At 43.8% G+C, this 26,776-nt stretch carries 18 protein-coding genes; 4 read left to right on the top strand and 14 right to left on the bottom strand.

Going from position 1 to position 26,776, the window contains the following annotated elements; all coding sequences use genetic code 11:
- Positions 1–4: 4 nt before the first annotated feature.
- The 6 genes from BM736_RS15785 to ygeW form a co-directional block, all read right to left on the bottom strand.
- Entirely contained in the window at positions 5–1,636 is a 1,632-nt protein-coding gene (locus BM736_RS15785) for an NAD(P)-binding protein (protein WP_076413879.1), read from the bottom strand.
- 125 nt (positions 1,637–1,761) lie between these two features.
- Positions 1,762–2,664, bottom strand: coding sequence for a carbamate kinase (arcC, locus tag BM736_RS15780; RefSeq protein ID WP_076413877.1), 903 nt, complete (start codon positions 2,662–2,664; stop codon positions 1,762–1,764).
- Between the two features lie 185 nt (positions 2,665–2,849).
- Complete coding sequence (gene hydA / locus BM736_RS15775) at positions 2,850–4,259, bottom strand: dihydropyrimidinase (protein WP_076413875.1); 1,410 nt, start codon at positions 4,257–4,259, stop codon at positions 2,850–2,852.
- 117 nt (positions 4,260–4,376) lie between these two features.
- Complete coding sequence (locus BM736_RS15770; RefSeq protein ID WP_076413873.1) at positions 4,377–5,588, bottom strand: YgeY family selenium metabolism-linked hydrolase; 1,212 nt, start codon at positions 5,586–5,588, stop codon at positions 4,377–4,379.
- Between the two features lie 102 nt (positions 5,589–5,690).
- Positions 5,691–6,899: a diaminopropionate ammonia-lyase gene (dpaL, locus tag BM736_RS15765; RefSeq protein ID WP_076413870.1), complete on the bottom strand. Its 1,209-nt coding sequence runs from the start codon at positions 6,897–6,899 to the stop codon at positions 5,691–5,693.
- A gap of 71 nt (positions 6,900–6,970) precedes the next feature.
- The gene (gene ygeW / locus BM736_RS15760; protein ID WP_076413867.1) at positions 6,971–8,158 is read right to left on the bottom strand and encodes a knotted carbamoyltransferase YgeW; all 1,188 of its coding nucleotides are present in this window, start codon (positions 8,156–8,158) and stop codon (positions 6,971–6,973) included.
- A gap of 393 nt (positions 8,159–8,551) precedes the next feature.
- On the opposite strand from ygeW, the gene BM736_RS15755 reads away from it, so the two are divergent.
- Positions 8,552–10,315 (top strand): sigma 54-interacting transcriptional regulator, encoded by a 1,764-nt coding sequence (locus BM736_RS15755; RefSeq protein WP_076413865.1) that lies wholly within the window; start codon positions 8,552–8,554, stop codon positions 10,313–10,315.
- Between the two features lie 247 nt (positions 10,316–10,562).
- Entirely contained in the window at positions 10,563–13,253 is a 2,691-nt protein-coding gene (locus tag BM736_RS15750; protein WP_076413863.1) for a bifunctional acetate--CoA ligase family protein/GNAT family N-acetyltransferase, read from the top strand.
- A 290-nt stretch (positions 13,254–13,543) separates the two neighbouring features.
- On the opposite strand, the gene BM736_RS15745 is transcribed toward BM736_RS15750, so the two are convergent.
- The 7 genes from BM736_RS15745 to zwf all read right to left on the bottom strand — a co-directional run bounded on the left by BM736_RS15745 (position 13,544) and on the right by zwf (position 21,456).
- Positions 13,544–14,575 (bottom strand): GGDEF domain-containing protein, encoded by a 1,032-nt coding sequence (locus BM736_RS15745; RefSeq protein ID WP_076413860.1) that lies wholly within the window; start codon positions 14,573–14,575, stop codon positions 13,544–13,546.
- A 275-nt stretch (positions 14,576–14,850) separates the two neighbouring features.
- Positions 14,851–15,270, bottom strand: a complete 420-nt coding sequence (locus tag BM736_RS15740) for a MarR family winged helix-turn-helix transcriptional regulator (protein WP_076413857.1) — start codon at positions 15,268–15,270, stop codon at positions 14,851–14,853.
- A gap of 59 nt (positions 15,271–15,329) precedes the next feature.
- On the bottom strand, positions 15,330–16,388 hold the full coding sequence (gene dmeF, locus BM736_RS15735; RefSeq protein WP_076413855.1) for a CDF family Co(II)/Ni(II) efflux transporter DmeF: 1,059 nt from the start codon (positions 16,386–16,388) through the stop codon (positions 15,330–15,332).
- Positions 16,389–16,780: 392 nt separating this feature from the next.
- Positions 16,781–17,422, bottom strand: coding sequence for a bifunctional 4-hydroxy-2-oxoglutarate aldolase/2-dehydro-3-deoxy-phosphogluconate aldolase (locus tag BM736_RS15730; RefSeq protein WP_076413853.1), 642 nt, complete (start codon positions 17,420–17,422; stop codon positions 16,781–16,783).
- Between the two features lie 14 nt (positions 17,423–17,436).
- Positions 17,437–19,263, bottom strand: coding sequence for a phosphogluconate dehydratase (gene edd, locus BM736_RS15725; RefSeq protein WP_076413851.1), 1,827 nt, complete (start codon positions 19,261–19,263; stop codon positions 17,437–17,439).
- A gap of 9 nt (positions 19,264–19,272) precedes the next feature.
- Positions 19,273–19,971: a 6-phosphogluconolactonase gene (gene pgl / locus BM736_RS15720; RefSeq protein ID WP_076413849.1), complete on the bottom strand. Its 699-nt coding sequence runs from the start codon at positions 19,969–19,971 to the stop codon at positions 19,273–19,275.
- Positions 19,972–19,983: 12 nt separating this feature from the next.
- A complete protein-coding gene (gene zwf / locus BM736_RS15715) occupies positions 19,984–21,456 on the bottom strand; it encodes a glucose-6-phosphate dehydrogenase (RefSeq protein WP_076413847.1) in 1,473 nt (490 codons plus the stop codon).
- Between the two features lie 309 nt (positions 21,457–21,765).
- Here zwf and BM736_RS15710 point away from each other — a divergent pair, with 309 nt between their 5' ends.
- Together BM736_RS15710 and pyk are read left to right on the top strand one after the other, a co-directional pair.
- Positions 21,766–22,620: a MurR/RpiR family transcriptional regulator gene (locus BM736_RS15710; protein WP_076413844.1), complete on the top strand. Its 855-nt coding sequence runs from the start codon at positions 21,766–21,768 to the stop codon at positions 22,618–22,620.
- 182 nt (positions 22,621–22,802) lie between these two features.
- Positions 22,803–24,242 carry a pyruvate kinase gene (gene pyk / locus BM736_RS15705; RefSeq protein WP_076413841.1) on the top strand — a complete coding sequence of 480 codons (1,440 nt, stop codon included), beginning with the start codon at positions 22,803–22,805 and terminating at the stop codon, positions 24,240–24,242.
- 243 nt (positions 24,243–24,485) lie between these two features.
- Here the strand turns inward: pyk and BM736_RS15700 are convergent, their stop codons facing one another.
- On the bottom strand, positions 24,486–26,762 hold the full coding sequence (locus BM736_RS15700; protein WP_076413839.1) for an acyl-CoA dehydrogenase: 2,277 nt from the start codon (positions 26,760–26,762) through the stop codon (positions 24,486–24,488).
- Positions 26,763–26,776: the final 14 nt, after the last annotated feature.

Here is a 26,776-nt window from a genome sequence, read left to right as displayed (position 1 = left end):
GCTCCTAGGCCAGCTCGGCTTCTACCATTTCGATCGCATGACAGGGGCACTGCGAATAACACGCTTCGCAACCCGTACATTTGTCATAATCGATCTTATAGCCTTTGCCTTCACCTAAACGGGTAATAGCACCGTGTGGACAAGCCCCAAAACAGCCGTTGCATTCAAAACAGTTACCACATGAATAACAGCGCTGGGCTTCATAAAGGGCCTCTTGCTCACTTAACCCATCAAGGACTTCATCAAAGTTAGTCCGGCGTTGAATTGGATCGCTGGCACTTTGCTCACTTTGCTCTGCATCGGTTTTGTACCAAAGTTGCAGTTCATCGACTTTGATAAGTGGCAGTTTCTCGACCTTGGTAAAGATACGTCCTTTAAGGAAAGCATCGATATTGGCAGCCGCTTTTTTGCCATGGCCAACGGCGATGGTCACAGTGCGATCGCATGGCACCATATCGCCACCAGCAAACACGCCTTTATAACCGGTCATCATGTTTTCATTAACCACAACACTGCCATCCCATTTATGCTCAACATCAGGAATGGCTTTGGTCAGTTTGCTATCGATATTTTGCCCAAGGGCTAAGATAAGTGAATCGGCTTCAATGGTTTCAAACTCACCAGAAGGCTGGGGTCTTCCCTCTTCATTGATGGTCATTTTCTCGAGGGTGAATGTTGTGCCATCAATCTGGTTTATGGTGCGTTGCCAATGGAACTCTACGCCTTCTTCCATCGCTTCAACACACTCAAAGTCATGGGCTGGCATATTGGCTCTATCGCGCCTGTAGATCACTTTAACTTCAGCGCCGAAACGCTTAGCAGTACGCGCCGCATCCATGGCGGTATTACCTCCACCATACACAGCAACAACTTTGCCAAGTTTTGGTGCTTTACCTAACTCTATGTCTCTGAGGTAGGAGACCGCATCTGTCACCTTGTCAGGATCGGCATTATCAATTTCAACACCACGGCCAATATGCGCGCCAATAGCGATAAATACCGCATCAAACTGGCCCTTCACTTTGGCAGCCAATATTGAATCGACTTCATGGTTGAGCACTATCTTGATGCCCATATCTTCGATGCGCTTTATCTCTTGCTGAAGCACATTACGCGGTAAACGATAAGCCGGAATACCAAAATGCATCATGCCGCCTGCCATAGGCGCACTGTCGCGTATCTCTACATCGTGGCCCATACGTTTAAGATGGTAGGCCGTGGCAAGACCACTAGGGCCTGCACCAACAATTAATACGCGCTTACCGGTAGGCTGCGCGTCAAAGCGCACCGGCCATTGCTTTTCGATGGCTTGGTCGCCTAAAAACCGCTCAACGGCATGCACGCTCACGGCATCATCAACATCGCTGCGGTTACAGGCGCTTTCACAGGGGTGATAACAGACTCGCCCATGAATAGCTGGCATAGGATTGTTTTTGATTAATGCCTGAAATGCTTGCTCAAATTGCTCTTTTTGTGCAAGCCCTAGCCACTCCTGTATATTGCTGCCAGTTGGGCAGGCATGGTTACAAGGTGGGAGTGAATTACTGTAGATAGGGAACTTACTGCGCACGGCGCCTGAGCCTCTTTTAACGGTAAGATCAGGGGGTAGCGTCATATCCTTGGAAATATGTCTCATACTTTACTGCCTTAATTTGGATCAGATGATGCGCCTTTGCAGGAAGATGCACGAGCGCATTGACCTTGCGCACAGGCTGGGAACCTGTGCGGTGATCTTTTGTTATATCGATCAGCTGTAGGCGTTTAGATTGCGACGCAGGTTCCTGAGCGCTCAGCTAGCACCTCAAGACCATGTTCAAGTGCGCCGATATAGGCTTTACCACCGAAGCTTGCAAAATCACTTACCGCCTCAACTTTGGGTCCCATAGAGCCTGCAGGGAAATCATATTGGCTCAGTTCAACAGGAGTGGCATTACGTAGTGCGCGCTGGGTTTCTTTACCCCAGTCGAGGTAAACGGCGTCTGCGTCAGTTAAAATCAGTAACTTATCTGCGTTCAATTGTTTTGCAAGCAAAGTGGCTGAAAGGTCTTTATCTATCACGCCTTCTACGCCGACATATCCATGGTCAGATTTACAAACTGGGATACCACCGCCACCACAGCAGATAACGACCTCATCAGAAGCCAGTAAAGTATCGATAGCATGCTTATCAATAATATTCACAGGTTTTGGTGAAGGAACGACGCGGCGAACAAATTCACCATCACGTTTCATGATCCAATTATTGGCCTCGGCAAGCACGCCGGCTTCCTCTTGGTTGTAGACAGGGCCGACAAATTTTGTTGGGTCGAGCATACTCTTATCGTTGGCATCGACTTCAATACGGGTCAGCAATGTGGTCACTTCACGCTTGGGCATTAAGTTTTGAACCTCTTGTGCCAACATGTAACCAATCATGCCTTCACTCTCGGCGCCTAATACATCTAATGGATAGGGAGACACCTTGGTATAGGCCAAGTTCTGCAGTGCAAGCAGGCCAACTTGTGGGCCATTACCATGAACAATAGCCACTCGGTACTCTTTAGCTATTTCGGCAATGGCCGCAGCAGCGATTTTGATATTAGCAAGTTGGTTATCGAAACTTGGGGCATCACCACGACGAAGTAATGCGTTACCACCTAGGGCAACAACAGCGATAGGTTTCATTGGAACTCCTTTAAAGGTCAGTTTGCTGCCAGGCGTTATTAATTAGGTGTTTAATTGCTCGCTTATCAAGGAGCTGCAGAGCATGAGCGAAGAGTTCACCTCAACTAGCGTTAAAAGAAACGACGTTACGGACACGCTTTATCACACACTGAAACCGAACTGATATTTATGCCTGGCGGGCAGATTTAGTTAATTTGATTTATGGCTTTATTGAATGGCGCTCGATGCAAAAATCGTCCTGCACCTGCGGTACCTAAAAACTCCCCATTACTTGCCACAACAACTCCACGGCTTATTGTCATGACCGGCCACCCAGTTACAGGGTGAGCTTCAAACGGGGTGTAGTCGCTATTGTCATGTAGGATGTCATGACTGATATTGACTTGAAGTTCTGGGTCAAAGAGCACGAGATCGGCGTCAGAGCCCAGGTAGAGACAGCCTTTTTGTGGATAAAGACCAAATAATTTAGCCGGTGCAGTGCTGTTAAGCTCGACAAATCGACTGGGAGAGATCTTTCCTTTTACTACCCCCTCAGAAAACATTAATGGCATACGGGTTTCCACCCCTGGCATGCCGTTAGGACAACGACAGAAGTTATCTTTACCCTGTTGTTTTTGTTCAGCAAAAGAAAAAGAGCAGTGATCGGTAGCAACGGTGTCTATGGTTTTATCCATTAGACCTTGCCAAAGCTTGTCTTGCTCTTCAATAGCCCTCAGTGGTGGGCTCATCACATATTTAAGACCATCTTCGTGTTCGTAATAACTCTCATCAAGGAACAGGTACTGTGGGCAAGTTTCCGCCCAAACATTCTGATTGCTTTGCCGAGCAAGGCGTATGTAGTCAAGCCCTAAGCCATTGGAGAGATGAACAATGTACAGAGGCGCATTATCGGCAATGTTAGCCAAATTGATGGTACGAGCAATGGCTTCAGCTTCACAAGCAATTGGCCTACTGATCCCATGATACTTAGCCGATGTCTTGCCCTCATCAATTAATTTTTGGCGCGCCATAGTCACAGCAGCATCATTTTCGGGGTGGACTGTGGTGAGAGCCCCAACACGGCTCAGCTCTGAGAGTGCTTCAAGTACCTCTTTATCCTCTAATTTATACAGATAAGTGAGATAGATTTTAAAGCTTGAGATCCCCTCTTCATGCACCATGGCTGACATCTGGCTTAAGATTTCATCATCGATATGTTGGATCACGCCATGGAAGCTATAGTCGATAACTGCCATGTCTTTGGCATACTCTTTATAGACGTTGAGCTGGTGGAACAGATCGCAACCTTTTGGGCCAAATCCCATATGATCTATGATGGTTGTGGTGCCGCCACAAGCCGCTGCTCGTGTGCCGGTATAAAAGTCATCGATGCTACGCGCGATACCAACGTCAATATTAAAATGGGTATGCACATCAATGCCGCCCGGCATCACGTACAATCCTTGTGCATCTATGATTTGACAGTCTTCGGGATAGTCAGTGATTTTAGTGTCAATGCAGGCAATTTTTCCATCAAGGATAAGTAACTCTTGTTTAGCCTGTTTTTGGTCATCGACAAGGGTACCGTTAATAATAAGCGTTGATGTTGACCCCATGGCACTACTCCTCAAACAGACAAATTCAGATCAAAAAAAAAAGAGTGATTACGAAAAAAAATGATGTTTACATAAAAGCACCTTAAGGGGTGGGAGTACCCCTTAAGGTGTGACTTTCTACTTCTTAAGCTGAGACAGGTACATCTGTGGGATCACAGCGTACATAGCAGCACAAGTAACAAGATGATCTTTCCATGTCTTCTCATTAGGCGCGTGTGCTTCTGGCTCTTTACCAGGACCGAAACCAATCACAGGGATACCGTGACGACCCATGATAGACACACCATTTGTTGAGAAGGTCCACTTATCAACAATAGGTTTCTTGTCAAATAGCAGCTCATAAGATGCTTCTAGTGTTTTAGTTGCAACATGCTCGCTATCGATCTTCCACGTTGGGAAGTAACACTCAGTTGGGTATACAAGGCCTGTATAAGCTGGGCGGTCGTACTCATACATAGAGACAACACCTTTCGCTTTTTGTACAGCAGGCAGTGCGCGAATTTCTTCAAGTGCACCTTCCCATGTCTCGCCCCAAGTAAGACGACGGTCGATTGAAACCGCGCAGCTATCAGCCACTGCACAACGGCTTGGTGATGTGAAGAAGATCTCAGATACAGTCAGCGTACCTTTACCTAAGAAGTCATCATCGCCTAAGTTTTGCGCTAAAGTTTCAACTTCACCTAAGATGTGACCCATCTTGAAGATGGCGTTATCACCGCGCTCAGGTGCGCTACCATGACAGCTGATCCCTGGCACATCGATACGGATCTCCATACGACCACGTTGGCCACGGTAGATCTGACAATCAGTAGGCTCAGTAGATACCACGAACTCAGGGCGAATATTGCTCTGCTCGATAATGTACTGCCAGCAAAGACCATCACAATCTTCTTCCTGAACGGTACCAGTCACTAGCAGTGTATACTCATCTTCAAGACCTAAGTCTTTGATAATTTTGCCGGCATAAACCATAGAAGCCATACCGCCTTCCTGATCTGATGCACCACGACCACCAATGATTTCATCATCTTCCATACCTTTGTATGGGTCAAAATCCCAGTTATCCATGTTGCCCACACCAACGGTATCGATATGTGCATCCATAGCAATTAGGTGAGGACCATGACCGATGTAGCCTAAAACGTTACCCATCGGATCGATTTCAACTTTATCGAAACCTACTTTTTCCATCTCTTCTTTAATACGTAAAACAACTTTCTCTTCATCACAGCTTTCACTTGGAATTGCGATCATATCTCGCAGAAACTTGGTCATATCTGCTTTGTATTCTTCTGCTTTTGCTAATACTTCATTGAAAGGAATAGTCATAATTTTTCTCCTTTGTAGCAGCTTGTTAGCCGCTGGAAATGTAATGTGTGAATTTCCTAAACCTGGGGATTAAGACAGGATGGTTTAGGAGTTCACATTGGGTTATTTAGCCGTTGTTGGGTACTTACCTTCCCAAACAACTTCTCTATAATTCACAGCATCGGTATCGCCCTCAGTGTTTAACAGCAACACGACTGAGTCTTTGTTTAAACCGAGCTTCTTCATTAAGGCTTCTTTGTCAGCATGGAAGTGGATTGCGGCTAACATGCCGAGTCCTACAGCCCCAGACTCACCAGAAATAATGCGTGGATCGTCACCTAATGGGTTACCAAGGACTCGCATACCGAGTGCAGCAACTTCATCTTCGACGGAGGCGAATTGCGTTGTGCAATCTCGCATGACTGGCCAACCGATTGTGGTTGGCTCACCACACGCGAGGCCTGCCATAATGGTGTCAAGATCGCCATCGACATTAACGATTTCACCTTTTTTGGTGATGCTAGAACGGTACATGCAATCAGCTTTAGCAGGCTCCACGATGACGGAGTGCAAGTTTTCGGCACCATAAACATTAGTCAGGTAACCAAGCGCCCCACTGGCTAATGCACCAACACCAGCCTGAAGTAGCACATGAGTAGGCGCTTTAATCTGATAGTCTTCTAGTTGCTTAACCGCTTCGATAACCATGGCGGTGTAACCTTGAGATATCCAAGTTGGGATCTCTTCATACCCTTCCCAAGCAGTATCTTGGATGACTTTCCAGCCATTTTCGTTAGCGGTTTTTAACACTAAACGTACGGTATCGTCATAGTTAAGATCGGTGACAATACACTCAGCGCCAAGCGCCTTAATGTTGTTTACCCGCTCAGCTGCAGAGCCTTTTGGCATATACACAACAGCATTTTGACCTAACTTTTGTGCAGCCCAGGCAACCCCTCGACCATGATTTCCATCAGTCGCGGTAGCAAAAGTCATCTTTTCGGAAATTTCATTTTTTAACTTGTCGAAATCAAATGCATTGATATCAAGCTTGAACTTATCGCAAAGTAGCAGTGCGATTGCATAGGCACCACCGAGCATTTTGAATGCGTTTAAACCAAAACGGTATGATTCATCTTTTACTAAGATCTTTCCTATACCGAACTCTTTGGCCAGACAGTCGAGAGAGCGAAGCGGCGTTGGCTCATAGCCTTCTATGCCACTGTGAAAAGCGAGTGCTTTTTTGGCTTCTTCAACGGTAAAAAGAGGAGAGAGTTGACCATTAAAATGACAGTTATCAGCGATCTCCATATTCAACGAGAATGTAGACATGCATACCTCATAAATGAAAAACAAAGATGGGACAGGCACCCTGCCCCAGATTTTAAATAATTAACGATTAATTACTTAACACGCTTTTTAGCATCAGCAATTAACTCAGCTAATACCTTGCCTGGCTCTTGGTACTTACGGTTTAAGATCATTGAAGCAATGATATATGGCTTCCAGCTTGCTTCTTTGTAAGTCGCAATACGGTACTTTTCAAAGACTGACTCTTCCACTTCACCCTCTTTACAAGAGACGCCAGTGATATCAGCAGGTAGGCAATGCATGTAAAGTGCTTCGCCATCTTTAGTCTTCTTCATCATCTCTTCGGTACAATGCCAATCTTTGTGCTTAGCATTTTGTGCAAGACACTCTTGCTCAAGTGATTTAAGACCGGCTTCATCATTAGCTCTAAGCAGTTCAGTACGCTTGCCCATTACTTGATAGGGTGCCCATGACTTAGGGTAAACGATGTCTGCGCCTTCAAAAGCTTCAGCCATAGTGTCTACTTGCGTGAAAGTACCACCAGAGGCTTTAGCATTTTTCTTTGCTTCTTCAACAACTTCAGGGATTAAGTCGTAACCTTCAGGGTGAGCTAGCGTTACGTCCATACCAAAGCGTGTCATCAATCCAATGATGCCTTGAGGTACTGAAAGTGGCTTACCGTAGCTTGGAGAATATGCCCAAGTCATGGCGATCTTCTTGCCTTTAAGCGCTTTTAGGTCGCCAAAGTGCTCTTCAAGCCATGCAAGATCGGCCATAGACTGTGTTGGGTGGTCAATATCACACTGTAAGTTTACAAGTGCTGGTCTGTGAGGAAGTACGCCCTCTTTAACACCGTCATCAAGTGCTTCACCGACTTCACGCATATAAGCGTTACCTGCACCTAAGTACATATCATCACGGATACCAATAGCATCGGCACAAAATGAGATCATGTTGGCAGTTTCACGAACCGTTTCACCATGTGCTATCTGAGATTTACCTTCGTCTAAATCTTGCTGAGCCAGACCTAGCATGTTTATTGCAGAGGCATATGAGAAACGGGTACGTGTTGAATTATCTCTAAATAGTGAGATACCTAGACCATTGTTAAATACGTTAGTAGCGATATTCTCATCGCGCATGGTCTTAAGTGCTTTTGCAGTTTTTAATACTTTTTCTAACTCTTCGGGAGTTTGCTCCCAAGTAAGTAGGAAATCTTTTTCATGAAGTTCAGATTTTAGTTCATTAATTTCTTTAATTAGTTCATTTAAACTTTTCATTTCTTTTCCTAATGTTGCCTAGACAGAACAAGCTGTGAGGATGGGTTACAAGATTCAGCTAATAAGAAGAACGAGCTGTCATGTCTTAAAGAGCATACTTTGTGCCAACAAGAACAAAAAACGGATAAGACACTGATATTCAATGAAAAGAATTATTTTTAGTGGTGTTTGTAAAATTGAAATGAGCGGGTTTTACTATCATTGATAGTCGGTGATAGCGTGATAGGTGATAGCTAGGCCGATAAAATTATCATTCTGATACCTTAGCGTGATCTAGCTAACATTTTTATTTTTGCTAGCTGATTTGAGATCAAACAATGATACATATCAAGACCAACGCTGTGCTTTATGTTTAGTGTAAATTATTAATTCTTCACGGCTAAACTGTATTCTATGTTTAAGACTCCCTACCAATCTGAATTAATGCAGATGCAACCCACTATCTTAAGGTTTGTACAGACGCTCTCCTCTGTACTACAGCTAGATGTTGAAGTTGTTGATGCAGATCTGGTTCGAATTGCCGGTACAGGCCCCTATAGCAAGTTTCTAGGCAAGAAGCTCAACACCAGCTCACGCATTTTTCGATATATCCTAGAAACTCACCAAACTAAAGTTGTGGTAAAAACCCGCTCAGATCCAATTTGCCAAGGCTGTGATAGTCGCGAAAATTGCCGCGAGACAGCATTTCTTGGTGTGCCTATCATGTTAGATTGCCGCTGCATCGGCGTGATAAGTTTAGTGGCGTTTAATCAAGAGTCTCGCGAACAACTTGAGCAGAAAGAGCAAATTCTCTCTGACTATATAAAGCATACCGCACAGATATTTGTCGCTAAGATGAGCGAAGCTGAAAACAAACTTGATCAAGTATTTACCAACTTAATTAGTAATATGGATCAAGGTGTATTGGTTCTCGATGATAATAATCGCGTTAAATATGGTAATACTCAGGCACTGAATAAGCTTGAGCTTAATCGCAGTGAGTTAGAGCAGTTAGCGGTAAGCATTCAGCCATTATCAGTCCATAACAATGAATTAAAAGGCCACCAGCAACATATCATCTCGTTAGGGCAGAGGCAGGAGTTAGTGGTCGGCCAATTTCATATCATTAATAGCCACCAGCTTTTTTTAATGTCTTTTTATCAGCCGAGCAGCACTTTAAACGATGAACTCAATTCACAATTAGACTTTAACAGTATCATAGGTAAGTCGCCTAAAATCATGAAATTAAAAACCTTAATTTCACGTGTTGCCAAAAGTCCATCGAGTATTCTGATCAGTGGCGAAAGCGGCACAGGTAAAGAGGTGTTTGCTAAAGCGATTCACGATTGTAGCGATCGCGCAAAGGAGCCTTTTGTAGCGATTAACTGTGCAGCTATCCCTGAACAACTACTTGAAAGTGAGCTATTTGGTTATGTTAAAGGTGCCTTTACCGGTGCGCTAACCAAGGGAAAAGTGGGACTGATACAAGCAGCTGACAAAGGGACCTTGTTCCTCGATGAGATTGGTGACATGTCTATTACGCTGCAAGCAAAGTTATTACGTATGCTTGAGGAGCGAGAGGTGATGCCGATTGGAGCCAGTAAAGCGACGCCTGTCGATATTCGGGTTATCTCTGCGACGAACCGTAATTTCAGCGAAATGATCGTTAATAATGAATTTAGAGAAGATCTCTATTATCGCCTCAACGTTATCCCGATGCACCTTCCACCTTTAAAGGAGCGTGAGGGGGATATTGAGCTACTCACTTACCACTTCCTTGATCATCATACCCAAAAAATTGGCGGTAACTACCCAGGTATCACGCCCAGTGTCATTGCCTGTTTAAATGCGTACCCATGGCCCGGGAATGTAAGGGAGTTAAGTAACCTCGTTGAGTACTTAGTGAATGTGGTTCCCGATGGCGATCCTATCGATGTTGACTTGCTTCCGCCTTACTTTGAAAACCCACCTTGTGAGATGGTAAAAGAGACCACTGTGACCAACAACCCTATGGATTGTGGTGATGAAAGCTTAAGCCTTGAGCAGATGGAAAAGATCAGAATTGAGGAGTGCATCAGCCGTCTAAGTAACCGTAAATTAGTGGCAGAGGAGTTAGGAATAGGCATTGCGACACTGTACCGTAAGATTAAAAAGTACGGGTTAAGCTCTCACTGCTGATTTAGGGCCTGTTGCGCTAATAACACTTATCGACACACTGTATGAGCGTTACTGGCTCCCAACCGATTAAATGAGGTAAATAAAGTCATTTAAGGCGCGACTGAATTACTTAAATGTGTGATTATCTAAGCAATTATTTAAGCTGTTTTTTAAGTAAGGAGTTTGATTAATGTCGCGTAACTCTTTATTTTAAATGCTGTTACGCTAACCTTGTATAGCTAGTCACACGGTGATAAAAGGAAGCCCTATGAGCCAAAGAACACTTAATACGCTATTTAAACCTCAATCTGTAGCGATTATTGGTGCTTCCAATCGTGAAAAACGCGCTGGCAATGTTGTGATGAGAAACCTGCTCGCAGGGAGTTTTTCTGGCCCAATTATGCCGGTCACGCCAAAGTATCAAGCCGTACTCGGTGTGCTGGCTTACCCAAGTATTGAAGCCCTCCCCCTAAAGCCAGATCTCGCCATCATCTGTACTGCAGCTCAAAAAGTACCAGCGATAGTAGAAACTCTGGCTCAGTTTGGTTGTAAAGTCGCCATTATTCATGCATCAGGTATGGGGCAGGAATTTAATGATGAGGGGGTTAACCTACTCACCTTAGCGAGGCAACACGCTAAACGTTATGGCATGCGCCTACTTGGCCCAAATAGCTTAGGCATGATGCTGCCCAATTTAGGGTTAAATGCCAGTTTAGCCCACACAACCGCCCTACCTGGCAAAATCGCTTTTGTATCGCAATCTGCCGCAATTTGCACCACAGTGTTGGATTGGGCTAATAACAAGGGCATTGGTTTCTCCTCATTTATATCATTAGGCGATGCAACCGATATCGATTTTGATGAACTGCTCGATTTCCTTGGCCGTGACGGTCGCACAAATGCGATTTTGCTCTATATTGATTCGATTAATGAAAAGAGGCACTTTCTCTCAGCCGCGCGAGCAGCATCGCGTAACAAGCCTATCTTGGTGATAAAATCTGGACGAAGTTTAGAGGGAACCACGGCGGCAAAGCTTCATACCGGCGGACTAACAGGTAGCGATGCCGTCTATGAGGCAGCCTTTAGGCGTGCTGGTATGTTGAGAGTAAACGATCTTATTGAACTGTTTGCCGCAGTGGAAACATTAGCCCACTCCGCCCCTCTACAAGGCGAAAGGCTGGCCATTGTGACGAATGGAGGCGGCCCTGCCGTACTTGCACTGGATCAGCTAATGTTAGGTGGCGGTAAGTCAGCACAATTGGATAATGATACGGTTGCAGGCCTTAATAAACTATTACCTTCAATCTGGTCAAGGCAAAATCCCATTGATATTGGCGGCGATGCCGACGCCAGCCGCTATGTCGATACCGTGAAATTGATGATGGACAGTGATACCGCTGACGCCATCTTAGTGCTTCACTCTCCTTCTGCATTAGGCGACAGCATTGAGATAGCCGATAAGTTAGCGGCCATGGTCGCTCAGCACCCTAATAGAAATCGGATAAATATTTTAACGAACTGGAGTGGTGAAGATTCTGCGTATCTGGCGCGTAAGCAGTTTAACCGCGCTGGGATCCCCACATATCGAACACCTGAAGGTGCGGTTGGTGCATTTATGCATATGGTTGAATATCGCCGTAACCAAAAGCTGCTGCAAGAAGTACCTCAGTCGATACCCGATAATATTCCAACAGATACAGAACTTGCTAATAACGCACTCAATCATGCCCAAAGCGAAGGCAAACGCATACTTGAAACCCATGAGTCGCAAGCAATTCTCAGTGCTTATGGTTTAAAGACGATTGATACTTATGTGGCGCGAACCCCTCAAGATGCTGTCACTATCGCCGACAAGATAGGCTACCCGGTCGCGCTAAAAGTCCAATCTCCAGATATTCATCATAAATCAGATGTTCATGGTGTAATGCTTAATCTAAACAGCGCTGATGAGGTTTTACATGCCGCGGCCTCAATTATTGAAAGAGTGAGCAGTACACACCCAGATGCAAACGTTGAAGGGCTAATCGTTCAAAAGATGGCACTCACAGCGGGTGCTCAAGAGATACGTGTTGCTGTCACTACCGATCCTGTTTTTGGACCCGCCATACTATTAGGTGAAGGGGGGTCTGAATGGGAGCCTTCTACAGATGCCGTCGTTGCCCTACCACCACTGAATATGACGCTTGCAAGATACATGGTTATTCAGGCCTTAAAAACTAAGAAGCTTAGAGACAGACACTTGCCCTTAGGGCTCGACATGCATGCCTTGTGTGTCATGTTAACTCAGATATCGCACTTGGTTATCGACTGCCCAGCGATTGCTAGCATAGACCTTAATCCTGTGCTTTGTGCAGGTAAAGATGTCACTATGCTAGATGTTAATATTCAACTACATGATAACCCTGTTGATAATGCTACGCGGCTTGCTATATCCCCCTACCCCAAAGAATTAGAGCAGATAGCAAAACTAAAAAATGGCCAAGACGTTATGCTAAGGCCGATCCTTCCTGAAGATGAGCCAAAACACTTAGCTTTTGATAACTCTCTGTCTGACGAGGACAGATATAAGCGTTACTTTGGAGTTCGCTCTAAGATGACCCATGAAGAGATGGCGGTACTCACTCAGATAGATTACGCCCGAGAGATGGCATTTATTGCTACGGCCAAAGGTGATGACGGCGAAGATATCACCTTAGGCGCGATCAGGGCATCGATTGATCCTGATAATACAGAGGCTGAATTTGCAATGGCGGTGAGAAGCGATCATCAAGGACAAGGCCTTGGTAAGCTTATGCTTGAAAAGCTGATTAAGTATTACAAGGATAATGATACTGAAGTGCTCACAGGCTTTACCATGTTCGAGAATCGCAGCATGGCTAACCTTGCCAAACGGCTAGGCTTTACTGTGACCTTTGATATGGAAGAGCATTTAATCAAGATGGATATGTCACTAAAATAACCCATAGTGCATGAGCTTGTAACCTGTAACCTGTAACTAGGAACTGGCCTCAGGGATTTACGTGAGGGGCTTAACCTGGGGTTCTCAACATGAGCGTCTTATATAACGTTCTGGGCATGAAGAATTTCTCGTTTCCTTCATGCTTATCTGCGCATATTTTACGATAAGCTCTTTACGATGAGCGCTTTACTATGTGTATTTTACTGAGACACTTATCCCAGAGATAAATGCACTGGATGCAGTGCATTAGTATTTTGTCAGTGAGTTTCTCTCGAGTTTGCCGCGTCAAACTACTCACTGCGTACACAGTTTCGGCCCGATGATTTAGCCCGGTATAAAGCCTCATCAGCACGAACAAAGTAACTTTCTCTATCATCACTGATGTTCAAGGTAGACACTCCCACAGAAACAGTAATAGAGCCAAGAGATAACTTTTTGTCTTTGCCTATGGTGAGCTTTCTATCTGCAATCACTTTTCTAATTGATTCAGCAAGCTTTACCGCATCATCAATGCAGGTATCGGGCAGTAAAATTGCAAACTCTTCGCCGCCATATCTTGCGACAAAGTCAGTCCCTTTAACGGATTGTTTTAACGCGATGGCAATATACGACAAGACTTTATCGCCAACTAAGTGGCCATGTTTGTCGTTAAATTGCTTGAAATGATCGATATCTAAAACTAATAAGCTACTCGGCGTTTGGCTTCGACTCAACGCCTGCATCTGTTTTAACACCTCTTCATCGAAGGCTCTGCGATTATTGAGTGAAGTCAGTTGATCTGTCATGGCAACTTGATTGAGGTTTTCCATCTCACTTTTAAGCGTACAAACCTCCTCCTTCATGGTGTTAAGGCTCGTCTCCATCTGCTTATTGCTCTGAATAACACCTTCCATATCATCGACCAATGAATCGACTAGCCTGTGCAGTACATCGACATCAGGTTTTTGTTTCAATTCCTGATTAAATTCGGCTAACGAATTTGAAATGCCTGTGGTGCCATGACTTAGCTTAGTAATTTTAGTTAATAAGGTATTGATGATTATCTGAGTTTCGATCTGTACATTTTCAATGACTTCTGGAGACTTCTCTTGAATATAATTTTTATGAAGTCCTGCATTAACTTCTGTACAAAAGCTAATACTATTTGAAATTAAGCCATCGATTGCACGTTTAAGATCTAAGTTAATACCTAAGTAGTACTCATACCATACGGCGTAATTGTCGGGGGTAACGGGGATATTTAGTTCTGACATTTTAGGTACTGCGTGTCTGAGAATTTTTGCAGAGACCTCTGAATCCGTAAGATGTTTAGCTAAGTTCATTCAATCACCACCATGTGAAATTGACAGATAATAAGTCACTATTATGAGTAGCTGACTGTTTACTGGTCTAGGTTAAATAGATAAATGTTGTACAACATTTGTCTTATTCACATTAACCATAAACTAAAAAGAGCATGTTTCCATCCTCTTTTTACCATTTTCTTATTTATCAGAACGACAACTTAGAAAAATATCCAGATCCTTGGAAAAAACTGATGATGTTAGGCTGTTAAAATTGCCAAGTTAACCAAGATAAAAGTCTTAGGTAGGTGAAGTTAGAACTCAGCATTAACCCTTTGCAGAAAAGATAAAAACTGGACTCTTTCTTCCGCGGTAAACTTTGCTGTGAGCTCTCCAGTTAATTGCAGATGTAAAGCATCATGCTCTTGATATAAAGCTTCACCTTTATCCGTTAACTCCACTAAAATTGAGCGTCTATCTGTCTCATGGGGCTTTCGAGTCACCAAACCAGACTTAACCATTTTATCTATCTGTACTGTCAGAGTGCCTGTCGTCACACCAATTTTTTCAGCAAGTTCTTTCATTCTCATTGGCCCGTTGCCTCCAAGAATCTCTACAGTGTGAATTTGAGGCAGAGAGTGACCATTATCTTTAACGACTGCTTGCTCCCAAGATGAAAGCTTTTCATAAAACTCAACCATTACGTGGTTTAATTTATCTTCAGTAGTCTGCATGGCACTCTCTAATTCATGATATTTATGATTAAATCAGCCTATTCATAACACTAGTCTGATTATATTGCTGGCGTGTATTTTGCCTGATCATGACAGTTAACTTCAATGGTCAAATGGCTCAACACGCTAAACTCTTTTAACTTATTTCGGTAATATTCAGCCTCTTTGGGCTCTGACGCTACAATTGAGATAGCTAGGCTGTAATGATCAGCGCTGACTCGCCAAATATGCAGATCTGTTATTAACACGCCCTCCTCAGACTCTATCGAAGCCATTACTTTCTCTCTATATTCACGCTCAATACTGGCATCTAATAAAATTGGCGAAGTTTGTTTCAGTAGTTGCCACGCCCAACGACTAATAATGATAGAGCCAACGATCCCCATCACAGGGTCAAGCCAGTTTAGTCCATAGAGTTTTCCGAGTAATAACGCACCGATTGCCAAGATAGAGGTTAAAGCATCGGCTAAAACGTGGAAATAAGCAGCTCTTAGATTATGGTCATGACCTTTAGCATCATTTTTTGTATCAGTCTCGTTTCCCGCCTTATGGCTTGAATCGTGGGAGCTATGGTTGTGAGAATGACTATGATCGTGAGAATGACTATGATCGTGAGAATGGTCGTGAGAATGACCGTGAGAGTGCCCATGGGAATGGCTGTGATGGTCTTTCAGCAAAAATACACTGATAACATTTACAGTCAGCCCAATGAATGCAACCAATATCGCTTCATTAAACTGGATCTGGTGTGGATTAAATAGTCTCATGCCAGACTCTACCAGCATCATTAAGGCTACGAGCCCTAACGCGATTGCACTGGTAAAACCGCCTAATACACTGACCTTACCCGTACCAAAACTAAACTCAGGGTTGTTAGCATGCTTTCTAGCATAATGGTAAGCAAACAGGGTGATCATAAATGCTGCTGCATGCGTCCCCATATGCCAACCATCTGCAAGCAGTGCCATAGAGCCATATACTGTGCCAGCCGTTATCTCTGCCACCATAGTGATCAACGTAAGGTAGAGCACGTACCTGGTATTTCGCTCTCCATCATTATTTGTATTTGAAAAGTCATGCTTGTGCTGAAAGTGTGCTAACGCATTATTATTGTTCATTTATAAGCCTAAAAATATATAGTCGCTTGCTCTAGCGTTAATCTCTTTGTTAAACGCCAATTATTTTGATTACCAAGTAGTTTGATAATCAACGTACTTTTAATGCTATTATAGTTTGACTGTCAAAGTAAATATTAAAAACCCAAAAATGTTACATTTTCAGGTCTTAGCAAGTTTTAATTGTGGCTATTAGTTGGTTTTAATAAGGGTAAGGCGTAGCACTGATAAAGATCATAGAGAGATGAAGGCGAACAAAGTAGTGAAATTACTGATGTAATCTTTTTGTTTTCTGTAGAAAAGCCACCTTCTGAAGTCGGTGATTTAGAGCTAAAAATAAAAAGGCTGCCTCGTAGGCAGCCTTAATTGCTAGGTTAACTGAATGACAGCTTCAGTTAAATACCGTTAATCGCTTCTTTACATAGCTCAGTGATACGAGCCCAGTCCCCCTGCTCCATTGCATCTGTTGGCGCAATCCAGCTTCCACCGATACAATCTACATTTTTAAGCGCTAGGTAATCGCGGTAGCTACTCGGTGTTATACCACCTGTTGGGCAAAAACGAATATCTGCTAATGGGCCTGAAAATGCTTTAAGTGCATTAACACCGCCCGAAGCTTCTGCTGGAAAAAACTTAAAGTTTTTATACCCAAGTGACATTCCAGTCATCACTTCAGAGATACTCGCGACACCAGGAATTAGCGGTGTAGTCCCTGCCATAGCAGCTTTAAGAAGACTCGGTGTTGCGCCAGGCGTGATCACAAACTGTGCACCAGCATCCACGGCTTGCTGAAGTTGCTCTTCATTTAAAATGGTGCCAGCGCCAACTAAGGCATCAGGTACCTCTTTGGCAATCTTAGCAATAGCTTCGAGTGCACAAGGTGTACGTAATGTTACCTCTAAAACGCTAATACCACCTGCTACAAGTGCTTTCGCTAGCGGGACTGCATCTTCAATTCTATTGATAACCATAACAGGAACAATAGGGCTACGTTTAAAAATATCTTGTGGTTGCAATGACCAGTTATTCTCAAGCATGTGTATATTCTTCCTTAATAGATTTCGTCAATAGCACTAGTACAGCGAGCACCAGTCTCAGGACTACTTAAATTTGAACGTAAAGCACCGAAGAGTTCACGGCCCATACCAAAACTTGTATTACGAAGTTCAACTTTGTCAGCAACACGGGCGTCAATGACGCTTTGTTCAACCAGAAGCGTTAGCTCACCGGTTGCCGCATCGACTCTGATCATGTCACCTGTGTGAACTTTTGCGATTAAGCCGCCATCTAACGCCTCTGGTGTTAGGTGAATAGCCGCAGGCACTTTACCTGACGCACCAGACATACGACCATCGGTCAATAATGCGACTTTAAATCCGCGGTCTTGCAGCGTGCCTAGAATAGGAGTGAGTTTATGTAGCTCAGGCATACCAATCGCTTTTGGCCCCTGTCCTTTAACAACAACCACACAATCTTTATCTAGCTCGCCCGCTTTGAAGATGGCATCGAGTTTATTTTGATCATCGATAACAACCGCTGGCGCTTCAACAAATCTGTGCTGCTCTTGCACCGCTGAAACCTTGATGACTGCACGCCCTAAGTTACCTTTCATTAACTTAAGACCGCCATTCACTTGGAAAGGCTTTGTAACGGATGTTAAAACTTCATTGTCTAAAGATTCAGTGGCACCATCCACCCAAGTTATCTCGCCATCGATTAATCTTGGCTCCTGGGTATACTTGCGCAGTCCGTAACCCGCTACGGTATTTACATCTTCATGTAACATACCCGCATCGAGCAGCTCTTTGATTAAGAAGCTCATTCCGCCAGCAGCATGGAAGTGGTTAATATCTGCATGTCCGTTTGGATAAACGCGCGCAAGTAGCGGTACTGCATCAGATAACTCAGAGAAATCATCCCAGTTAATAATGATACCGGCAGCGCGAGCTGCTGCGACAATGTGCATGGTTAAGTTCGTTGAACCGCCTGTAGCTAATAGCGCAACAATGCCATTAACTATCGACTTTTCATTAACCACTTCACCAATCGGTGTATATTGGGTGCCCATCTGAGTTAAACGGCATACTTGCTTTGCAGCAGTTTTGTTTAATGCTTCACGTAATGGGTCATCAGGATTAACAAATGATGAACCAGGTAACTGAAGGCCCATGACCTCAAGCATTAACTGGTTACTGTTTGCGGTACCATAAAAAGTACATGTTCCCGCACTATGATAAGACGCAGACTCAGCCTCTAACAGCGCAGCTCTATCGACTTTACCTTGTGCAAACTTTTGACGAATTCTCGCCTTCTCTTTATTTGGTATGCCAGATTTCATTGGGCCAGCAGGAACAAACATCATAGGAAGGTGACCAAAACTCAGAGCACCAATCAGCAAGCCGGGTACAATTTTGTCACAGATACCAAGGAGTAAGGCGCCATCAAACATGTTGTGAGATAAGCCAACAGCAGTCGCCATTGCAATCACTTCACGGCTGAGTAAACTCAGCTCCATGCCTGGCTGACCTTGAGTTACACCATCACACATAGCGGGTACACCGCCAGCAACCTGTGCAACACTTCCCACTTCAAGACATGCTTGTTTAAGCAACTCTGGATATGTTTCGTATGGCTGATGTGCAGACAACATATCATTGAAAGAGGTCACAATACCTATGTTGGCTTTTGTTAATGCCTTAATAGAACTCTTTTCTGCAGGTTTACAGGCTGCAAAACCATGGGCTAAATTGCCACAGCTAAGCGCGCTTCTGTGTACGCCATTAAGTTTTGCATCGTTAAGTGCAGCAAGGTATTTTGCTCGTGAATCAACACTGCGAGCAATGATTCTGTCAGTAACAGATTGAACAACTGAGTGCATAATTTCTCCTTAAGCGCTCCAGTAAACGTCTACAGGTGTCTTGTGTTGCCCTAAGACGGCCCTGATAGGCATGCTAGTAGCATCTTCATTTTCAAGCGCTTGACGATAAACAGATAACTTCTGCTCACCAACAATATGTAGATAGATTTGACGACTTGCCAATATCGCTGTTTTTGACAGTGATAGTCTTGGATTTGGCGCAGCACCAGGATTTACTGCAATGCATAGCTTGTCAGTAGACAGCGCGGCGTCTATCTCTTTTGAACAAGGGAACCAAGAACAGGTATGGCCATCATTGCCCATACCAAGCACCACAACATCAAACGGTGTTGGAAAGTTAGCCAGTTGCTCTATGGTCATGTCACATCCCTCTTCAGGGGATGAGAACATATTCTTTAAACCACGAAACTTTGCATTAACAGCTTTGTTCTTCAGTAGGTGAGCTCTGACCAACTTCTCATTTGAGTCATCAGAACTGATATCTACCCAACGCTCATCTGCAAGGGTGATATACACGTTTGACCACTCTATATTTTTGTTGCTGAGCAACATAAATAGGTTTAATGGTGTTGAACCACCAGAAACAATCAAACTTGCTTTACCACGGGTATCAACCGCTTCTTGCAGTTGTTTCGCGATGCGATCAGCTAACTGTGACTCTAGGGCTGCTTTATCATCAAATGATTTGAATACACTTTCTTTAATCATCAATAAATCCTCTTACTCGTCCCAAGAACGGCCGTCTTTAGCTATCAAAGCAACTGATGCCACTGGCCCCCAACTACCTGCAGGGTACGGCTTTGGCTTCTCGTTACTCTCTTCCCAAGCTTGAATAATGCCATCAACCCATGACCAAGCTTGCTCAACTTCATCACGACGAACAAACAGCGCTTGATTACCCAGCATCGCCTCAAGAAGTAGACGCTCGTAGGCATCTGCAATACGCTCATTTTTAAACGTATCAGAGAAGCTTAAATCGAGTTTTGTCGTTTGAAGACGTTGCTTCTGTTCAAGGCCAGGTACCTTGTTCATCATCTGAATTTCTACGCCTTCATGGGGCTGAAGTCGGATGGTGAGCTTATTTGGTGGCAGGTTTCTATAGTTTGAACGGTACAAGTTATGAGGCGGATTCTTAAAGTAGACCACGATCTCAGAGCTCTTAGATGGCATACGCTTACCACTACGTAAGTAGAAAGGTACGCCAGCCCAACGCCAGTTGTCGATATCAACTCTAAGCGCAACAAATGTTTCAGCGTAAGATTGTGTATTTGCCCCCTCTTCCTCTAAATAACCAGGAACTGGAGAGCCTTTTAGGAAACCTGAAGAGTATTGCCCACGAACCGTGCTTTCATAGATGGTATCTGAAGTGATTGGACGTAAAGACTTAAGGACTTTTACTTTCTCATCACGAATGCTATCGGCATCGAGATTAACTGGCGGGTCCATTGCAACAAGGGTTAATACCTGTAACAGATGGTTTTGGATCATATCTCTCATTTGACCCGCTTTATCAAAATAACCCCATCGGCCTTCGATACCAACCTCTTCGGCCACAGTGATCTGTACATGGTCTATGGTTCGGTTATCCCACTTAGACGCGAATAGCGAATTAGCAAAGCGCAGTGCGATCAGGTTTTGAACGGTTTCTTTACCAAGATAGTGGTCAATACGATAAATTTGATTTTCATTGAAATAAGCGGAGACATTATCGTTAATGACTTTAGATGATTCTAAATCGTAACCAATTGGTTTTTCTAAAACGACACGTGAATCAGGGAAAATAAGGTTTTGTTCATGAAGGCAACGACAGATATCACCGAAGATGGCAGGCGGGGTAGCAAAGTAACTGACCATCACCCGTTTTTCTGGCTCTAAAATATCGTGGAACGATTGGTAACCTTCTGACTCTGTAAAATTAGTACCGATATAATGACATCGTTGTAAGAAGCGCTGGACTGTATCTTCACAGAGTTCATCTTTTACAAAACCGCGAAGTGCTTTATCGACTAACTCTTTAAACTCTTCTTGGCTAAAGCTGTCTTTGGCAACGCCAAGCACTTTAGTATCAACGTTGAGTAGCCCAGCTTTGTCTAGTTGGTACAGTGAGGGAAGTAATTTACGACGAGCTAAATCCCCTTTCGTGCCAAACAAAACAAAATCGCAAGCTTTGGCTTCTGGTGTTGTTATGCCCATAGCTTCTTAATCTCCTAATGTCACAATGTTCAATCGAATCGATGTGAATCTCACGTGTTTGTTGTAATATAACAACAGAATTTGTTAATTGCATCTAAATTTTGCAAAAAAACGACAGTTTGCTAACTAGGCATACGACCCATTAATCTGATATGCTTTTTGTGATTAAATTACTCTATACAGTAGAAAGTTTTAATCTTTGTTAAAGTATAATTCGTCATACGGGTCAAGTTTCTTATTTTAAAAAACTTTCTAAAATGACAAAAAAGAAATAATAAAATTACATATTTTTCGAGTGGACGTACGCATATGAATACCCTAGAAAAGGTACAAAAAAGCCTTACCCATTTTAGCAAATCAGAGCGCAAAGTTGCAGAGGTCATTTTGGCTTCTCCACAGACGGCAATCCACTCAAGTATTGCTACTCTTGCGAAGATGGCCGATGTCAGTGAGCCTACAGTAAATAGATTCTGCCGACGCCTTGATACCAAAGGTTTTCCAGACTTTAAACTTCACCTAGCTCAAAGCTTAGCTAATGGTACTCCTTATGTCAGCCGACATGTGGAAGAAGATGACAGCCCTGACTCTTACACAACAAAAATCTTCGAGTCTTCAATGGCTTCCCTAGATACAGCTAGACAGAGTATTGATACTTCGGCCATTAATAAGGCGGTCGATATTTTGACTCAGGCTAAAAAGATCTCCTTTTTCGGCCTAGGTGCATCTGCTTCTGTCGCCCATGATGCACAAAATAAGTTCTTTCGCTTTAATGTGCCTGTTATCTGTTTCGACGATGTATTAATGCAACGTATGAGCTGCATCAACAGCGGTGAGGGAGATGTTATTGTACTTATCTCCCACACAGGTCGAACGAAATCATTAATCGATATTGCTAGGCTTGCCCGTGAGAATGGCGCAGCAGTTATCGGCATTACAGCCCGTCACTCTCCCCTTTCAACTGAGTGTACGCTACCTGTCACTATGGAAGTCCCTGAAGATACTGATATGTATCTTCCTATGGCATCAAGACTGGCTCAATTGGTTGTCGTTGACGTATTGGCAACAGGGTTTACGCTGAGACGTGGCCCACGCTTTAGAGAAAGTTTAAAGCGTGTTAAAGAGGTACTAAAGGAATCTAGAATCGATAAAGATCCTATCCTGTAACCCTCTTCCCACCGCAATTTAAGGCAGTACAATTTTTTTGTACTGCCTTTTTTATCTGTTTTAAGCTTGGCTTCACAAATTTTATATATTGTTTTAGATCATTTTGTTTGTAATTTTCCTACATAATTCCCAAAGCTCTGTTAATATAGTGTCAGATTTCTTTAAACTTAACGGAGTATGTCATGTTCCGCAGAACCAAAATTGTAACCACTTTGGGTCCAGCCACCGATAGAGATGACAACCTACGCCGCATTATCAAAGCCGGCGCTAATGTTGTTAGACTTAACTTCTCCCACGGCTCACCAGAAGATCATCTTAAACGCGCTTCAGATACACGTAGAATCGCTGCTGAGTTGGGTGTGCATGTTGCTGTTCTTGGTGATCTACAAGGTCCCAAAATTCGCGTTTCAACTTTTAAAGACAACAAAAAAGTACAGCTTAACTTAGGTGACAGCTTTATTTTGGATGCTGATCTTGAAAAAGGTGAAGGTGACGAAAAGCAAGTCGGTATCGATTATAAAGAGTTACCAAACGACGTTAATATCGGTGATATCTTGATGCTTGACGATGGACGCGTTCAGCTTAAAGTTGAAAGTGTCGACGGTAATAAGGTTCACACTACTGTTACTGTTGCAGGTCCTTTGTCAAATAACAAAGGTATCAACAAGCAAGGCGGTGGTTTATCTGCAGCTGCGCTAACAGAAAAAGACAAGCGCGATATCGTTACTGCTGCTGAAATTCAAGTTGATTACCTTGCTGTCTCTTTCCCACGCACCGGTGCCGATCTAGATTATGCCCGTGAACTTGCTCAACAAGCCGGTAGCAATGCACTTATCGTCTCTAAAGTTGAGCGTGCAGAAGCTGTTGCAACTGATGAAGCTATGGATGATGTGATCAAAGCCTCTGATGTTGTCATGGTAGCACGTGGTGATTTAGGTGTTGAAATTGGCGACCCTGCACTTGTTGCAGTACAGAAGAAACTCATCAGCCGCGCTCGTCAGCTTAACAAAAGCGTGATCACTGCGACTCAGATGATGGAGTCTATGATCACTAGCCCTATGCCTACACGTGCAGAGGTTATGGATGTAGCAAACGCTGTACTTGATGGCACTGATGCTGTGATGTTGTCTGCAGAAACTGCAGCTGGTGACTTCCCTGAAGAAACCGTTAAAGCAATGTCTGAAGTTTGTCTTGGCGCAGAGTCACACCCAAGTGTGCAAGTGTCAAAGCATAGACTAGACGAAAGCTTCAGCACTGTTGAAGAGACTATTGCGCTTTCTACCATGTATGCTGCAAACCACCTTAAAGGTATTAAAGCGATTGTAGCATTGACTGAATCGGGTGCAACGCCGCAGCTTATGTCTCGAATCAGCTCTTCTCTACCTATTTTCGCACTATCTCGTCATGAGAAGACGCTTGCGAAGATGGCTGTTTATCGTGGTGTTCAGGCTGTAGAGTTTGACTCAACCAGTGTAAAAGCTGAAGACGTTGCTCGTAAAGCATTAGAAACTCTAGCTCAAGCTGGTTACCTCCAGAGTGGTGACATGGTTCTGATGACGAAAGGTGATTCAATGGAAACCATTGGCGGCACCAATACTTGTAAGGTATTAATCGTCGCATAAGCAGATACTTGCTTAATAAAAGGCATGCATTAGCATGCCTTTTTTGTATCTGGCCAACCATTATCATCAGTAACTCAGTTAAATGCATGATGACCTAAACGCCTTGTTCAGAAGCCTAGATACAATTAATAGTCAAAGCTTTGCTCAATATAAGATAAAAGCCTGTTAATCCTGTGTCGCATTGAATTATTGATATAAAAAAGGACGCCTAAGCGCCCTTTCTTTATTCAAGCTTACCCCGCTTTATAACTGATTAAAGTCATCTACATTAATCGCAGCCGCTCTCAGTTTATCCGCATCAAGGATTTTTGCGTATTCAGAATCATCAATCACTTTCTCTTCAAGCGCGAGCTTAAATAATTGCTGATTATCTACTTTCTTAGGTAGTACGCCTTTTCGCTGTGCAGCCTTTATTTTGCTGTATATCTGTTTACAAGCATATTGAGCGATAAATGCGTTTTCAACATCAGCGATACCACTTTCTTCGCCATCTACATCAGGGCATAAGAAGGTAATGCGATCGCGAGCAGGACCTGGCTTTGACATGCCTTTGACTAGCTCAATGGCCATCTTATCGGTGGCGCCCTTAAAGTGGTTACCTAACGGGAATATTAGCCCGCGCATCAACCACGCTACAGGACGGTTAGGGAAGTTACGTAATGCATCCTCTAGTGCCTTAGCAGCATTCTGTAATCGAGTCGCCATAACATAACGAACTGCAGGTAGATCATCCTGCTGCCTACCATTATCTTCAAATAACTTAAGCGTCGCAGAGCCTAAATATAGCTCACTGAGCACATCGCCCATTCTGGCAGATAGCATCTCTTTACGTTTCAGATCACCACCAAGCATTAACATAGATATGTCTGTCATAAATGCGAGCGCTGATGAAAATCGGGTCATGTCTTTATAATACTGCTGTGTCTCTCCACTCACTGGAGATTGATTGAAACGGCTAGCGGTGAGCGCACTGAACAAGGCACTAAACGCATTTCTGGCACCGTACCCTATATGTCCTAGCAATAATGAATCAAATCGCTCAAGTGCAGCACTAGCATCCTCCATTGCAGCAGTTTCCATCTCAGCCAACACATATGGATGACAACGTGTTGCCCCCTGCCCAAAAATCATCAAGCTTCTGGTCAGTATGTTCGCCCCTTCAACCGTTATGGAAATAGGATTAGCCATGTAAGGGTGCCCAAGATAGTTTTTAGGTCCGAGCTGGATCCCCTTACCAGATTGAATATCCATTGCATCGTTTAATACATCACGGCTCATTTCAGTCATGTGGTATTTAGCAATTGCAGTCACCACAGAAGGTTTAACTTTAAGGTCAATGCCCGTCGTCGTTAAACGCCTTGCCGCTTCAAGCTGATAAGTATTAGCAATGATTCTTGCCATTGCTTCTTGCACGCCTTCAAAACTGCCTATCGATAGGCCAAACTGATGACGAACATAACTGTATGCCGTTGTGGTTTTAGTGCATGTGTGTCCAGATGCAGTAGCCAGTGCAGGGAGAGAGATCCCTCGGCCAGCAGACAGACATTCGACAAGCATACGCCAGCCTCTCCCTGCATATTGCGGTCCGCCAATGATCCAATCCAGAGGAATAAAGACATCCTCCCCTTGGGTCGTACCATTCATAAACGCCATATTGAGTGGGTTATGCCTTTGGCCGATCTTAACACCTGCATGATCGGTTGGGATAAGTGCACAAGTGATGCCTAAGGACTCTGTATCACCCAGGAGCTTGTCAGGATCTCGCATTTGAAAAGCTAGGCCTAACACGGTCGCAACTGGCGCTAATGTAATGTAGCGTTTATCCCAATTAAGTCGAAGGCCTAACACCTCCTTCCCTTCAAATTCCTGTCTGCACACAATCCCTTCATCAGGAATGGCGCCAGCATCAGAACCCGCTTCAGGACCGGTTAATGCAAAACATGGAACCGCTTCACCAGTCGCTAACTTAGGTAACCAATGCTCTCTTTGCTCCTGTGTACCGTAATGAGTAAGTAGCTCGCCAGGACCTAAAGAATTTGGCACCATTACCGTGACCGCAGCACTGACACTTCTGCTAGCGAGTTTGCTCACTATGGTAGAGTTTGCATAGGCAGAGAATGCTTTACCGCCATATTGCTTAGGGATAATCAGGGCAAAAAAGCCTTCATCTTTAAAATACTGCCACAGTTCAGGCGGTAAATCTTTGCGATTTTGAACAATGTCATAATCATCAATCATAGACAGTGCAGTCACGACCTGATTGTCCAAAAAATCCTGTTCTTCAGCAGTCAGCTTAGGTCTACCGTAACTGTGTAAGGTTTCCCAATTAGGTTTACCTCTAAATAACTCGCCTTCCCACCAAACATCGCCAGCTTCCATGGCTTCTTTTTCAGTATCTGATAATGGGGGAAGTAGTTTTTTAAAAAATGAAAAAACAGGACGAGTAATAAACTGCATCCTGATATTTTTTACACCAAAGAGCACAATAATAATTAATAGTGCAAGTATGAACAGTGTCATGGGGTTACCTTTTT

The organism is Shewanella sp. UCD-KL12 (genome assembly GCF_001957125.1).
Lineage (GTDB): Bacteria > Pseudomonadota > Gammaproteobacteria > Enterobacterales > Shewanellaceae > Shewanella.
The sequence above is the reverse complement of the archived record's forward strand: the minus strand, read 5'-3'. Positions and strand labels throughout refer to the sequence as shown.